Source organism: Acinetobacter schindleri CIP 107287 (assembly GCF_000368625.1).
GTDB lineage: Bacteria > Pseudomonadota > Gammaproteobacteria > Pseudomonadales > Moraxellaceae > Acinetobacter > Acinetobacter schindleri.
Genome location: NZ_KB849576.1, coordinates 103,141 through 116,214 on the forward strand (window position 1 = coordinate 103,141; position 13,074 = coordinate 116,214).

Here is a 13,074-nt window from a genome sequence, read left to right on the forward strand (position 1 = left end):
AAACTATGACGGTAGCAGAGAAAAGTTGGACAGGAAATATTGATTTAGGCTCGAATAAGGATGTTCTATTCAACCAGTTGTGTGATGCTTTTAATGCTTCACCATTCTACCAATATTGCGGTATGCAAATGCGCGTTGTGGATGGACAGATTGAAGCCTATGTGGAAATGCAGAAGGATCTGATTGGCAATGTAGCATTCCAGATTTTACATGGTGGTGTGGCTGCCACCATTCTGGATAGTATTGGCGGAATTACCGCAATGGGCGAGCTGTACAAAAAAGCCAGCCCTGAAGATATGCAAGAAACCAGCAAAAAAGTTTCACGTCTGGCGACTGTGGATATGCGTGTCGACTATCTGGCACCCGGTCGTGGCAAATACTTTACTGCACGTGCAGAAACCCTGCGTCTGGGGCGTAAGGGATGTACCATGCGCATGACCCTGATTAATGATGAAGCTAAACCGATTGCGACTGCGATTGCCTCTTATGCTTACTAGAAGCTGAGATAATTAAAAAAACCGCTGAATATTCAGCGGTTTTTTATAGCTTATAAATCTGATTTGGCCCGTTTTAAGGCATTTTGCCATTTGGCCAAGTGTGCTTCACGTTCATCATTTTGCATTTTCGGTTCAAAGGCCTGATCCAGTTGCCAGGACTGGGCAATCTCATCCAGGCTGGAAAAAACTCCGGACTTTAAACCGGCCATCGCTGCTGCCCCCCAAGCGGTGGATTCCAGCATTTTTGGACGTAGCACGGGAACATTCAGCAGATCTGCCTGGAACTGCATCAGCATATCATTTGAACTTGCGCCACCATCGACACGGAGTTCTTTTAAAGGATGAGCAATGTCAGATTGCATTGCAGTCAGAATATCGGATACTTGGAAGGCTATAGATTCTAAAGCAGCACGTGCAATATGGGACTTATTGGTACCGCGTGACATACCACAAAGTAAAGCACGTGCTTCACTGTCCCAGTGCGGTGCACCGAGACCAGTAAAGGCAGGTACCAAAACTACGCCGTCTGTATCTGGAACTTTACAGGCCAGTCTTTCTACATCTGAACTTTTTTGGATAATCCCCAGACCATCCCGTAACCATTGCACCACCGCACCCGCCATAAAGATACTGCCTTCCAGTGCGTAGGTCGTGTGACCCTGTGCTTGCCAGGCAAGCGTGGAAAGCAGCTTGTTCTGACTCAGTTGAATATCATGACCAGTATTAAACAGCATAAAACAGCCGGTTCCATAAGTGTTTTTTGCCATGCCGGGTTCAAAACAGGATTGGCCAAACAGGGCAGATTGTTGGTCGCCCAGAATACCTGTAATAGGAATGGTAGCACCTAATAAACCAGGTGCCGTATCTGCAATATGGCAATCGGAGCTGATGATTCTTGGCAGGACTGCAGCTGGAATATTAAACAGATCCAGTAGGCCTTCATCCCAACTTTGAGTTTGCAGATTCATTAGCATGGTACGGGAAGCATTACTGGCTTCAATGACATGTTCAGCGCCTTGGGTCAGGTTCCAGATCAGCCAGCTATCGATGGTGCCAAAAGCGACATGTCCTTGTTCTGCCAAGGCGCGTAAACCCTCAGTATTTTCTAATAACCAGACCAGCTTTCCCGCACTGAAATAGGGGTCAATGCGTAGACCGGTTGTTTGTTGTACCTGATCCATCAGGCCTTGCTGAATCAGCTGATTACACCACTCTGTCGCGCGGCGGTCCTGCCAGATAATCGCCGGTGCCAGAGGTTTGCCATTGCGACGGTCCCACACAACAGTCGTTTCACGCTGATTGGTGAGTCCAATCGCTTTAATGTCTTTTGCTAGAACTCCCGCAGAAGCGATCGCTTGCTGAACGACACCAATTTGGGTAGTCCAAATTTCTAAGGCATCTTGCTCGACCCAACCCGAACGAGGAGTTTGAATATGTGTTTCTTTTTGAGCTGTCGCTTGAAGCTGTCCATGTTCATTAAAAATAATTGCACGACTAGACGTCGTTCCCTGATCAAGGGCCAATAAATAGCTCATATTTTTTTTAAATACTGACTTGAATTTTTAAATATTAGCGCAATTATGTAATCAGGCGCATTCAAAAGTGTATTTGTGTAGAAAATGCATCGTATTTTTTACCAGTTATGCTATGATTGCTCTGTACTTTGGGGGTGTTCTTGGCTTCGACGCTGATGATGAAACTCATAGATGCATGCCGAGAGCGCATTTTCTCTCGTAAATAAAATTTGCATTTTAATAGTCGCAAACGACGAAACTTACGCTCTAGCTGCCTAAGGGCAGCTTGTCCGCATCCCTGAATACTTGTGGTTAGGGGTCCCGACTGAAGCGAACGCACACAAGTCCGTATGAAATCAAGCCTTGGGGTTTCGTACTAAATCTTAAAGGATCGCGATTTGTACCCTGTTCGTCGGGTCACAAAGAGCTAAATCAATAGACGATATCTAAGCATGTAGTATTCTCGAGCGTAATGTTGGCGGACGCGGGTTCAACTCCCGCCACCTCCACCAAATTCTTAAATTTGTATGTTGTTGTATGACGATATATGAGTAAATTAAGCTTAAATCTCAACGATTTAGGCTTTTTTTATGCCTGTTTATGCCGTTATATGAAGTTCCTTATAGCTTGTTGTTGTGTATGGTAGCTTGTATAGTATGAGTTAGCGAAAGCCACCATACAAGAAAGAATATGAAGCGAGATGATGTAAATAAGTTTCCAATGAAGGACACCACACTTAGTGCATTGGAGTCTGAAGAAAAAGAATATCGTTTGAATAATGGTGATAATCTTTATTTCGTGGTCAACCCTAAAGGTAATAAACGCTGGGAACTACGATATAAAAAGCCTAGTACAGGTAAATGGTCGTTTTTAGGATTAGGTGCATATCCCGAAGTTGGTTCAAAGTGGGCACGACAGAAAGCTGATGAAGCACGTAAGCTTATTGGTCAAGGTATTGATCCTGTTATTAAGAAACAAGAAGAAAGACAAGCTGTAGTGGAAAAAGGCTCTTTTACTTTCCAACAGCTTGCTGAAGATTTCTATAAGACGAAAACATGGACGCCTGATACTAAGGCTCGCAATGTAGGGGCAATCAATAATCACGTTATTCCAGTTATGGGACGTCGAGATTATCGAGTAATCACTAAGCAAGAATGGCATAGTTTATTTCAAGACATACAAAACAAAATTAACCCTAGAACAGGGAAGCCAATTATTGAAATGGGGCAGCGTGTAACGGCTTTAGTGCAAGAAATGTATGACTATGCTGAGGTGACAGGTAAGGCAACCTACAACCCAATCACAAACTTACATAAGTACCTTAAAAAGCATGTAAGTAATAGTATGAAGCATGTTGATGAGTCTGAATTGCCTGCTTTATTGAGAGCTATAGATACGTATCGTGGTTCCGATACAAGGATTGGGCTTAAATTGTTATCTATGCTCTTTTGCCGACCAACTGAATTACGAGAGGCGACTTGGGAAGAGTTTGACTTACTCAAAGGGGTATGGGTAATACCTGCTGAGAGAATCAAAATGAGGAAAGAGCATAAAGTTCCGTTGCCATCTCAAGCCATAGACTTACTTAACCAGTTAAAAGGTTTGAATGGTCACTCACCTTATTTATTGCCAAGTAGAAGTAATAAAGGGCAACCCAAGTCAGATACGATATTTATCGAAGCATTAAAAAGAATGGGTTATGGTGGAAAGCAAAACCCTCACGGATTTCGGCATATTGCGAGTACAATTTTAAATAACCAGTTTAGTGACAAGCCTCAAGTTGTGGAAGCATGTTTAGCACATACTAAAAATGGTGTTAAAGGTACTTATGATAAGGCAACACATTTTGAAGAGCGTAAAACGATGATGCAATGGTATGCTGACCATCTTGAAAAGTTAGCAGATGATAGCGTTATTTATTTTAAGCGAGCTTGATATTTTAAAATCATTCGGATTTACGCCGTGGTGGTAGTTTGAGTTGTTAAGCACCGTATATCCCATTTTTGATATTTTGCTAGACATACCTGTGTCCCGCACTTATTGATAATGGGGGAATTTACGGGTGATTTATAGATATATAAAGAGTTTAACAATAGTTTTGAGTGGGTAAATAACAATCAATTAACAATAAATAATAGTTGAATATTCACATAAATAAAAGTAATATAAAAAGACTTGTGTTATATGTTAATGCAACATAACGGAATGATTGTGCAATAGCATAGATTCATTTCTCATTACCTAAAGTCTAGGTAACACATCTGAAAACTTAACTGCTCTACATCTAGTTCAAAAGGAACTATCGAGGTGTGGGGTTTTCTGCATTCTAAATTTTATTAAAAGGAGAATTATCATCCAAAAATCTAATCTTAACCTGTCAACTAACAAGGAAGAAGCTAACTTAAATTTATACGCAATTGATTATCTGAAGATAGAAATACAACTAACTAATAATCCAAGTGAGTTATCTGAAAAAGTAGTTATTCCTTTTGTAAAGTGTGGTACTGAATATTTTCCACAACAAGAATCTTATGGTCAACAATGGATACAAGGTTCTCATGGTGACCAAATACAAATTAAATCTAAGAATGAAAATACATTGCTTATACAAGGTAATTTCTTTAAATGGTTATATGGACATAACGTCACAGGCACTACCGATTTAATGGGTCTGGTTGCTGAAACAGTTCGTCAGCTATTACAGCGTTATGATGCTTTAATGCCAACACAAGATGAGCTAGATAATATTAAGCAAGGGATGTTTAAGATTCATCGTATTGACTTGAATAAAGCGATTCTATTTGAAGATAAACAACAAGCTCAATTGTATTTGGCAATGATCAAAGAGCACGGTACTTATCCACGGCGTAAGAAAGAAACGCATGGGAATGGCACTTACTTTGGTTTGAAAAGTACACGTACCACTTTGCTTTATTACCATAAAGGAACTGAGGTTAGTTCACACAAGAAACAGCAACAACGCATAACAGCAGAATTAAAAGCTTATGCAGATTGCATGGTGAGATGTGAGGTTCGTTTATTCAGTCAGCATCTACGTGATAACAACTTAAATTATGGTTATCAGTGGTGTGAAAATTTAGTAAAGCAGATTGTTGAAGAACAGCATTCTTTATTAAATCTACCACCTCCAATAACGGAGGCGGATTTAGAACCAAAATATGTAAGATTCTTGGCAACATCAAGGCAGGGTGCATTACCCATTGCTTATACACCTAAGACCATTGCTCGATATAAGCGTGATTTAGCTAAGCTTGGGGTATCTGTATGATAAATGGAAATGAGTCTGTAACATGCAGTATAGGAGGAAATAAGGGGGATATGAATATGATGTACACAAAGCTACGCTTAACGATTAAAGATGTTTGTCACATGCTGTCGGTAGAGCGTGATAAATTAAATAAATTAGTTAAAACTGATCCAAGCTTTCCAAGACCAATAAAGGAAGGGGCAAGCAGGCAAGCTGCTGTGTATTTTGATCACAGTGAATTGATTGAGTGGTGGGAAGTTAAAAAGCAAGCTCGATATAGTTGATGTTTGATGAAGACCAAGATAGCGTAAGTTGTCTTGGTTCTTTATTTATAGGGTTTATATTGCTTAAATTGTTTTATTCAATGAAGGTTATTTTATAAATAAAAAAGTATTTTTATTAAGTAAGTCATTAATAAAGTGTGATGTATGTATTGAATTTTTACAATAATGATGCATAAAATGCGGTTACTAGATCTCTTTCATAAATCAAAAAACGATCTTCTTTTTGGTTAATATTTGCACTCCGGATTTCTTGGCATTCGTGCATAATCTGCGGATGAAATACATCGATTCAAACAAGCTTTCTGATCCTCAGTTCAAGCGATACACAGGCATCTCATGGTCAACTTTCTATTTGATGGTTGAGCAATTGCAGAAGCATGTCTCTGCCAAAGGCAGACCGCCCAAGTTAAGCCTGGAGGATCAGGTTCTGCTCTGTCTGAGCTATTGGCGGGAATACCGAACCTTATTTCACGTTGCGACGAGTTACGGGGTTTCAGAGCCCACAGCCTCAAGAATTGTCCGTCATGTTGAAGACTGCCTGATTCGGTCCAATCTGTTTAATTTACCCAAAGATTTACCCGAGGGCGAAGGCATCGACTGGAATGTTGTGATCGTGGATGCCACGGAAATTCCAATCCAAAGGCCTAAAAAAACAGAAGAAAAGCTATAGCGGCAAGAAAAAGACCCATACCTTTAAAGTACAGGCCATGATTCACTACAAAACTCAGCAAATTCTGAGTTTATGTACCAGTCGCGGTGCAGTGCATGATTTCGAGTTGTTCAAACGCAATTTAAACCAGATTCCTTTTGGGGCTTTTATCCTTGCAGATAAAGGCTATCAGGGGATTTATACTTTGTATCCGAATAGCCTGTTGCCATTAAAAGCCAAAAGACATTGTAAATTGGATCCTGAATTGAAAATCTATAATCAAGAAATCAATAAAAGAAGAATCGGAATTGAGCATGTATTTGGCAGCCTGAAAACCTTCAAAATCCTTGCTGAGCGTTATCGAAATAGAGGTAAAAGGCTTGGTTTGAGATTCAATTTAATCGCTGGAATCTACAACTTGGAACTGAGCAAAAAATGATTTATGAAAGAGGTCTACTAATCGTACATATTAAAAATTACTAAATTGTTTAAAGGAAAATAAATGTCTAGATGTACAGCTCCTGTTCGAGGCCATAGTTCTGCTGCAGCTGCTGCGGCTTGCCCAGCATGTCGTAACAGATATGGTTCTCGTTCTCGTAGTTATTCTTACTCATCATCATATAGTTCTGGTAGTTCTTATAATGGGTCTAGTAGCACCCATAGTGATTCTAGTAGAGCTGGGGGCAGTGGGAGTTCAAAAAGTGTTTCAAAACCTCGCTGGGCTAAAACAGGCTCCTCTCTTGTATATACGACAAATGAAGTAGCATCCCTAACACCTGTCAGAGAGGTAATCGAGAAAAAAGCTTCTGAGCAGCCTGACCTTCGTGATGTGTTTTTATGCCATGCATGGGATGATCGTAAGGAATCTGCTAAACAACTACACGATTTTCTAGAGGCTGCTGGTGTAAAAGTTTGGTTTAGTGAAAAAGACCTTGGTTTGGGTGTTCCAATGATGAGAGCAATTGATAAAGGTTTGGCTAATTCTAAAGTTGGACTCGTTTTGGTAACACCAGCTTTGTTGTCGCGCTTACCTAAAGAAGGTGTAGCAGATAAAGAGCTTTCAACTCTTCTAGCTGGTAACCGTTTGATTCCAATTGTACATAATACAACGTACGAGGCACTTAGAGATGTCAGTCCAATGTTAGCTTCAAGAAGTGGTCTTGATACATCTGAAGATACGTTGGAGATAGTTGCGGAAAAAATAGCTGAGTTAGTTGCGATTTAAATAAAATGCTTTTGTATGGTATTTTGTATGGTGTTTGGTTGAATAAAATTTATTTTAAATTATATCAACTGCTTATGTGTTTAGTTTAATTGACGCCACCCCACCAAAATTCTTCTTATAAAAAAGCCACTTATATAAGTGGCTTTTTTTATTAAGTATTTTTTCTACTAATTAAAATTTTATTATCATCATTATCTTTAGTGATCACTTTAAATATAAATTAGTGTGAAAGTAGTTATGAATCTTAAATTTTATAAGTTTTATTGAGCTTAATAAAAAAACAATAAACCGAAAAAAATAGTTTTTCTGCAAACTTATTTGAATAGAAATAAAGATAATTTTATTTGATCCAATAAAGTGAATTACATTCATAAGATTTTATTGGGATTTTTAAAATTATACGGCAAAAGTATGAATATTATAGAAAAATATGCTTTATCTTCGGTGTGATTACGATGTTAAAGCACTATTTCAGAAGATAATCAAAGCAGCTTCCTCTGCTTTGATTATTCAGTAGAAACAGATTAGGCAGCTTCAAGTGCATCCGTAATCATCTTCACCCCAGTCGCAGCTTTAATCTGCTCAAGCGTGACATCTTGGGCCAGTTCTACCAGAACCACTCCGCGTGAAGTAATATCCATGACACCGAGATCCGTAATGATCCGGTTGACCACACCTTTACCTGTTAGTGGCAAAGTACATTGAGGAACGATTTTCGAGGTACCATCTTTAGCCGTGTGTTCCATTAGGACTACGACTTTCTGCACACCGGCTACCAGATCCATGGCACCGCCCATACCTTTGACTTTCTTGCCTGGAATCATCCAGTTTGCCAGATCACCCGTTTCGGAAACTTCCATTGCTCCCAGAATCGCAATATTGACATGCCCACCGCGAATCATGGCAAAGGAATCCGCACTGGAAAAGAAGGCAGCACCTTTACGGGCAGTCACCGTCTGTTTACCTGCATTAATTAGGTCTGCATCAACGGTTTCTACAGTTGGAAATTCATCAATGCCTAACAGGCCATTTTCAGACTGGAGCCAGACGTTGATATTGTCCGGAATATAGTTGGCCACCAGTGTTGGCAAACCGATACCAAGATTGACATAGAACCCATCTTCAAGTTCCTGTGCTGCACGTTGAGCCATTTGATTTCGAGTCCAAGCCATGATTATGCTCCCGCCTTTAAGGTCATCTGTTCAATGCGTTTTTCTGGTGAAGCATTAACGACAATTCGATTCACATAGATTCCAGGCAGATGGATATCATCGGGATCAAGTTCACCAATCTCTACGATTTGTTCAACTTCAGCCACAGTGATTTTCCCGGCCATGGCGCATTCAGGATTGAAATTACGTGCAGTTTTACGGAAGACCAGGTTGCCGGCCTTGTCTGCTTTATAAGCTTTGACCAGTGCCACATCTGCGGTTAATGACTTTTCTAGGATAAATTCTTTACCCTCAAATTCACGGACTTCTTTGCCTTCAGCAACCAATGTGCCGACACCGGTTTGGGTGTAGAAAGCGGGAATTCCAGCACCACCCGCACGCAGTTTTTCTGCCAGTGTTCCTTGGGGCGTCAGCTCTACTTCCAGCTCACCATTTAAATATTGACGTTCAAATTCCTTATTTTCACCGACATAAGAAGAAATCATTTTTTTGATCTGCTTGGTCCGCAACAATTTACCCAAACCAAAGTCATCCACCCCCGCATTATTAGAAATACAGGTGAGGCCGGTGACACCGGTATTTTTTAAGGCTTCTATGAGTGCTTCAGGAATGCCGCATAAACCAAATCCACCGACCGCCAGTGTTTGATGATCTGCCACGATATCCGCTAAAGCTTCCTGAGCATTCACAACGACTTTATTCATCAGAAATCCCTTCCTTTAAAAATTTAAGCATCCATCTTGGCTTCGCGAGCGCTCTGGTCTAATTCATCCGCATGCAAGAAGTGTGTATGTGAAGGTGCGCGTTTGGTTTTGCTCCATTGTTCCAGCATGTCATACTTCATTGCTTCGGTAATCATGGCAATTTTCTGGTGTGCTTTTTCATCATCATAAGCCAGTTCCAGACGATGACCATTTGGATCGAAGAAGTAAATCGAATGGAAAATGCCATGATTGGTAATGCCCAGTACATCCACGCCATTGGCTTCCAAATGTTCTTTGGCCTGAACTAATGCCTGACGATCCTTCACTTTTAAGGCAATGTGCTGTACCCATTTCGGGGTATTTTCATCACGGCCCATTTCCGGTTGGGTTGGCAGTTCAAAGAATGCCAAGACATTGCCATTACCTGCGTCCAGAAACAGATGCATATACGGGTCGAAAGCCTTGGTAGATGGCACATGATCCTCGGCAAAAGCCAGAATAAAGTCCATATTCAGATTTTTTTTGTACCACTCTACGGTTTCTTTGGCATCTTTACAGCGGTAGGCGACATGGTGGATTTTTTCGATTTGAATAGTCATGGTTATATCCTTATATGTTCTTATGCTGCATCGAGTTGTGCTTCGGGTGCAGCCTTTTGAAAAGCGTCCAGTGAATTGCAATGGGTATAAATCGATTCAATTTTTGGGAAATCTGAAAGATCGATATTGAAACGTTTGGCGTTATATACTTGTGGAATCAGACAGCAATCTGCAAGGCTCGGCTGATCTCCAAAACAGAATTGTCCATTTGAATGTGTCAATTGAGCTTCAAGTGCTTTTAAGCCGGTAATAACCCAGTGTCTGTACCATTCGGTTTTCTGTTCATCGCTGGCATTCAGGGTTCTAGTCAGGTACTGAAGTACACGCAGATTGTTGAGTGGATGTATGTCACAGGCAATAGTCAGACTAAAGGCCCGAATCACTGCACGCTGTTGCAAATCCTTGGGCAACAGCGGAATTTCTGGAAATTTTTCTTCCAGATATTCAATCATGCTGAGCGATTGGGTCAGCGTGAAATCATCTTCGATTAAGGCAGGCACCAGTTCACCTGGATTGACCTGGCGAAACGTTTCACTATGCTGTTCGCCGCCATTTTTCACTAGATGAACCGGAATGTGTTCTGCTTCGAGGCCTTTCAGGTGGAGTGCAATACGAACCCGGTAAGCGGCTGAACTCCGAAAATAGGTATACAGTTGCATGGTCATGAGCTCACCCCCGACTTATTCAGTAAAACCGAAATCAATCGCTGGCAGGATTTTGCCGCTCACAGCACCGAAACCGATACGCAGGCCATCTTTTTCACAATGACCTTTCATGATTACGGTGTCGCCGTCCTGAATGAAGGTGCGCTGTTCACCATTTGATAAAGTCAGTGGCTTGGTGGCATTCCAGGTAATTTCCAGTAATGAACCATAAGAATCTGGCGTAGGACCGGAAATTGTGCCTGAACCCATCAGATCACCAACCTGTACATTACAGCCTGCGATAGTGTGATGAGCCAGCTGCTGTGCCATAGACCAGTACATATATTTGAAATTGGTTTCACAGATCACATCAGCTTGGTCAGAATTTTCAGGCTGAATTTCAACAGACAGATTAATGTCATAGCTATTACAGCTGTTATCTTCACGCAGATAAGCCAGAGGTTTTGGATCCTGAACAGGTGAACCGGTTTTAAATGGTTCAAGCGCTTCCATGGTTACGATCCATGGCGAGATCGAAGAAGCGAAAGTTTTGGCATTGAATGGACCTAGGGGCACATATTCCCATTGCTGCAAATCGCGCGCCGACCAGTCATTAAATAGCACCATACCAAAAATGTGGTCCCAGGCATTTTCAATCGCAATTGGCTCACCCAGATGATTTGGCTTGCCAATAATAAAACCAGTTTCCAGTTCGAAGTCGAGTTTGCGGCATGCAGAAAAGACTGGACGTTCAGAATCCGGTAACTTGATCTGTCCAGATGGACGCACAATCTCTGTACCGCTGACAATCACGGAGCTGGCACGACCGTTATAACCGACCGGAAGTTCTGACCAGTTGGCTAACAGTGCATTTTTTGGATCACGGAACATACAGCCAACATTGGTGGCATGTTCTTTAGATGAATAGAAATCGGTATAGCCCGGGATATGCACCGGCAGATGCATTTTGACATCTGCCTGTTTAAAGAAAACCTGATCACGGAGTTCCTGATTATCACGCAGTTCGGCATGATCTGCTGACAACAGCGTCTGTAACTCTGCTCGTACTTTAGACCAGTTGGCTTTACCCGACTCAATAAAGGCATTCAGAGTCGGCTGGTTAAAAAATTGCTGGCCTTGTTCCAGCTTTAAATATCCATTGGCTTCCAGTCCTGCCAGGTCAATCACCCATTCTCCCAGTGCCATCCCGGCACGTGGTTGGGCGTTTTGCGCATCACTGAAAATACCATAAGGCAGGTTTTCTAAAGGGAAGTCTGAATCAGGAGCGATGTCGACAAATGACTTTAAACGCGTCGTCATAAATATGGATCCTTTCCGTGGAAAATTTAAGTGCTATACAGAATCATACTTACATTTTTAGATTACGCAATAAATAATTTAATTATGAATAATGTAAATTTGTTAAAATGCCGTTATGATCTGAATCTGGAATCAGATTTGGCTGAGCAAGATTTTTGATTTCAGTAGTAGAATAGATCCCTGGAACCACGAAAATTAATGCATAAATGCAGGATGGAACGATGAGCGTTGAGGAAGAAAAATTACAGGGAGGAGTGCAGTCTCTAGAAGTAGGATTAACTGTGCTCGATGCATTGACTGAACATAATGCACCGATGATGTTAAAAGAGCTGTCAGAAGTCCTGTCTATGCATCCTGCAAAAGTGCATCGCTATGTGGTGAGTCTGATACGTAAAGGTTATGCACAGCAGCTCAGTGACGGGCGCTATAGCTTGGGTGAGCGTGCTCACGTATTTGGGTTGAATGCCTTAAAACGTACCGATATGCTGGAATTAACGCAGAAATATATTGCGCAGATTCAGCAGCATTTAAATTGCAGTATTCATGTCAGTAAGTGGTTTGCCGATGGTGCTGTAGTGGTTCAGTCGCTTGAATCCAACCATGTATTTAATATCATTACCCGGGTCGGTTCGCGCATGCCTTTGCTGAAGTCGGCAACAGGCCGCTTGCATGCTTGCCTCCAGCCGGAACACATCATCAAGCCCTTACTGGAAAAAGAATGGGCAAGTAATGCTAAAACCGGTCAATATCCTGCGAACTGGGAAGAATTCTTGCAGCTTAAGGAGCAAATTCTGCAACAGGGTTATGCCTCAGTCACTGGCGATATGATGGCGGGCATCCATGCCGTGGCAATTCCAGTGTTTAGCTTTAGTCGTCAGCTCGATCATGTAATTACTTGTATCGGTACGGAAGACCAGTTGCCAGCAGACCAGATGAAAGAAGCCATTGATTATCTGCTTGGAATCCAAAAACAGATTGATGGCTTGTTTAATCCAGAGGTTGCTGTCTAAAACTTTCATTTATTGCAGATAAGTTTTCTAAACCTGAACTTATTTCACAGATCCAGATCTGATTCAGGGGTTGGATCTTTTTTTATCAAGATTTTGATCGCTAAATAGGATTAAAAAATGATTTTATTTTTGTAACATAAAACCAAGATGATCACTCGCTTTTAATTTAAAAAAGAATAAAGCAAGAT

The 13,074-nt window shown here is 41.2% G+C and carries 14 protein-coding genes and 1 other RNA gene; 9 read left to right on the plus strand and 6 right to left on the minus strand.

Translation table 11 applies throughout. The annotated features are described in order from the left end of the window. Nucleotides 1-5: 5 nt before the first annotated feature. Nucleotides 6-497, plus strand: a complete 492-nt coding sequence (locus F955_RS08100; RefSeq protein WP_004893342.1) for a thioesterase family protein — start codon at nt 6-8, stop codon at nt 495-497. Between the two features lie 50 nt (nt 498-547). Here F955_RS08100 and glpK read toward each other — a convergent pair whose 3' ends face one another. Then, a complete protein-coding gene (gene glpK / locus F955_RS08105; protein WP_004893343.1) occupies nt 548-2,032 on the minus strand; it encodes a glycerol kinase GlpK in 1,485 nt (494 codons plus the stop codon). A gap of 130 nt (nt 2,033-2,162) precedes the next feature. Here glpK and ssrA point away from each other — a divergent pair. The 7 genes from ssrA (at nt 2,163) to F955_RS08130 (ending at nt 7,437) form a co-directional block, all read left to right on the plus strand. After that, nucleotides 2,163-2,523: a transfer-messenger RNA gene (gene ssrA, locus F955_RS16330) on the plus strand. 178 nt (nt 2,524-2,701) lie between these two features. Continuing rightward, entirely contained in the window at nt 2,702-3,946 is a 1,245-nt protein-coding gene (locus F955_RS08110) for a tyrosine-type recombinase/integrase (RefSeq protein ID WP_004893344.1), read from the plus strand. A gap of 610 nt (nt 3,947-4,556) precedes the next feature. After that, nucleotides 4,557-5,300, plus strand: coding sequence for a phage/plasmid replication protein, II/X family (locus F955_RS08115; protein WP_228138532.1), 744 nt, complete (start codon nt 4,557-4,559; stop codon nt 5,298-5,300). 50 nt (nt 5,301-5,350) lie between these two features. Then, nucleotides 5,351-5,563, plus strand: a complete 213-nt coding sequence (locus F955_RS08120; RefSeq protein WP_004893346.1) for a helix-turn-helix transcriptional regulator — start codon at nt 5,351-5,353, stop codon at nt 5,561-5,563. Between the two features lie 274 nt (nt 5,564-5,837). Next, nucleotides 5,838-6,233: a transposase family protein gene (locus F955_RS16335; RefSeq protein ID WP_008306679.1), complete on the plus strand. Its 396-nt coding sequence runs from the start codon at nt 5,838-5,840 to the stop codon at nt 6,231-6,233. Then, nucleotides 6,181-6,651 (plus strand): IS5/IS1182 family transposase, encoded by a 471-nt coding sequence (locus tag F955_RS08125; RefSeq protein WP_004815324.1) that lies wholly within the window; start codon nt 6,181-6,183, stop codon nt 6,649-6,651. The genes F955_RS16335 and F955_RS08125 overlap by 53 nt, the downstream gene beginning before the upstream one ends. A gap of 63 nt (nt 6,652-6,714) precedes the next feature. Further along, nucleotides 6,715-7,437, plus strand: coding sequence for a toll/interleukin-1 receptor domain-containing protein (locus F955_RS08130; RefSeq protein ID WP_004893347.1), 723 nt, complete (start codon nt 6,715-6,717; stop codon nt 7,435-7,437). A gap of 524 nt (nt 7,438-7,961) precedes the next feature. Here the strand turns inward: F955_RS08130 and F955_RS08135 are convergent. Genes F955_RS08135 through fahA form a run of 5 tightly spaced genes read right to left on the minus strand, consistent with a single transcriptional unit; the run spans nt 7,962 to nt 11,876 of the window. Then, the gene (locus F955_RS08135) at nt 7,962-8,609 is read right to left on the minus strand and encodes a CoA transferase subunit B (protein WP_004893348.1); all 648 of its coding nucleotides are present in this window, start codon (nt 8,607-8,609) and stop codon (nt 7,962-7,964) included. Between the two features lie 2 nt (nt 8,610-8,611). Further along, nucleotides 8,612-9,313 (minus strand): CoA transferase subunit A, encoded by a 702-nt coding sequence (locus F955_RS08140; protein WP_004893349.1) that lies wholly within the window; start codon nt 9,311-9,313, stop codon nt 8,612-8,614. Nucleotides 9,314-9,336: 23 nt separating this feature from the next. After that, nucleotides 9,337-9,912, minus strand: a complete 576-nt coding sequence (locus tag F955_RS08145) for a VOC family protein (protein WP_004893350.1) — start codon at nt 9,910-9,912, stop codon at nt 9,337-9,339. 20 nt (nt 9,913-9,932) lie between these two features. Next, entirely contained in the window at nt 9,933-10,571 is a 639-nt protein-coding gene (gene maiA, locus F955_RS08150; RefSeq protein WP_004893351.1) for a maleylacetoacetate isomerase, read from the minus strand. Nucleotides 10,572-10,592: 21 nt separating this feature from the next. Beyond that, nucleotides 10,593-11,876: a fumarylacetoacetase gene (fahA, locus tag F955_RS08155; protein WP_004893352.1), complete on the minus strand. Its 1,284-nt coding sequence runs from the start codon at nt 11,874-11,876 to the stop codon at nt 10,593-10,595. Nucleotides 11,877-12,097: 221 nt separating this feature from the next. On the opposite strand from fahA, the gene F955_RS08160 reads away from it, so the two are divergent. Further along, nucleotides 12,098-12,886, plus strand: a complete 789-nt coding sequence (locus F955_RS08160; RefSeq protein WP_004893353.1) for an IclR family transcriptional regulator — start codon at nt 12,098-12,100, stop codon at nt 12,884-12,886. The last annotated feature ends 188 nt before the right edge of the window (nt 12,887-13,074 follow it).

Bases quoted from the DNA above. Each gene is read 5' to 3' on its own strand.
- F955_RS08110 (WP_004893344.1), top strand. From the start codon at position 2,702: ATGAAGCGAGATGATGTAAATAAGTTTCCAATGAAGGACACCACACTT.
- F955_RS08145 (WP_004893350.1), bottom strand. From the start codon at position 9,912: ATGACTATTCAAATCGAAAAAATCCACCATGTCGCCTACCGCTGTAAA.
- F955_RS08130 (WP_004893347.1), top strand. From the start codon at position 6,715: ATGTCTAGATGTACAGCTCCTGTTCGAGGCCATAGTTCTGCTGCAGCT.
- F955_RS08140 (WP_004893349.1), bottom strand. From the start codon at position 9,313: ATGAATAAAGTCGTTGTGAATGCTCAGGAAGCTTTAGCGGATATCGTG.
- F955_RS08100 (WP_004893342.1), top strand. From the start codon at position 6: ATGACGGTAGCAGAGAAAAGTTGGACAGGAAATATTGATTTAGGCTCG.
- F955_RS08125 (WP_004815324.1), top strand. From the start codon at position 6,181: ATGCCACGGAAATTCCAATCCAAAGGCCTAAAAAAACAGAAGAAAAGC.
- glpK (WP_004893343.1), bottom strand. From the start codon at position 2,032: ATGAGCTATTTATTGGCCCTTGATCAGGGAACGACGTCTAGTCGTGCA.
- F955_RS08160 (WP_004893353.1), top strand. From the start codon at position 12,098: ATGAGCGTTGAGGAAGAAAAATTACAGGGAGGAGTGCAGTCTCTAGAA.
- maiA (WP_004893351.1), bottom strand. From the start codon at position 10,571: ATGCAACTGTATACCTATTTTCGGAGTTCAGCCGCTTACCGGGTTCGT.
- F955_RS08120 (WP_004893346.1), top strand. From the start codon at position 5,351: ATGAATATGATGTACACAAAGCTACGCTTAACGATTAAAGATGTTTGT.
- F955_RS16335 (WP_008306679.1), top strand. From the start codon at position 5,838: ATGAAATACATCGATTCAAACAAGCTTTCTGATCCTCAGTTCAAGCGA.
- fahA (WP_004893352.1), bottom strand. From the start codon at position 11,876: ATGACGACGCGTTTAAAGTCATTTGTCGACATCGCTCCTGATTCAGAC.
- F955_RS08135 (WP_004893348.1), bottom strand. From the start codon at position 8,609: ATGGCTTGGACTCGAAATCAAATGGCTCAACGTGCAGCACAGGAACTT.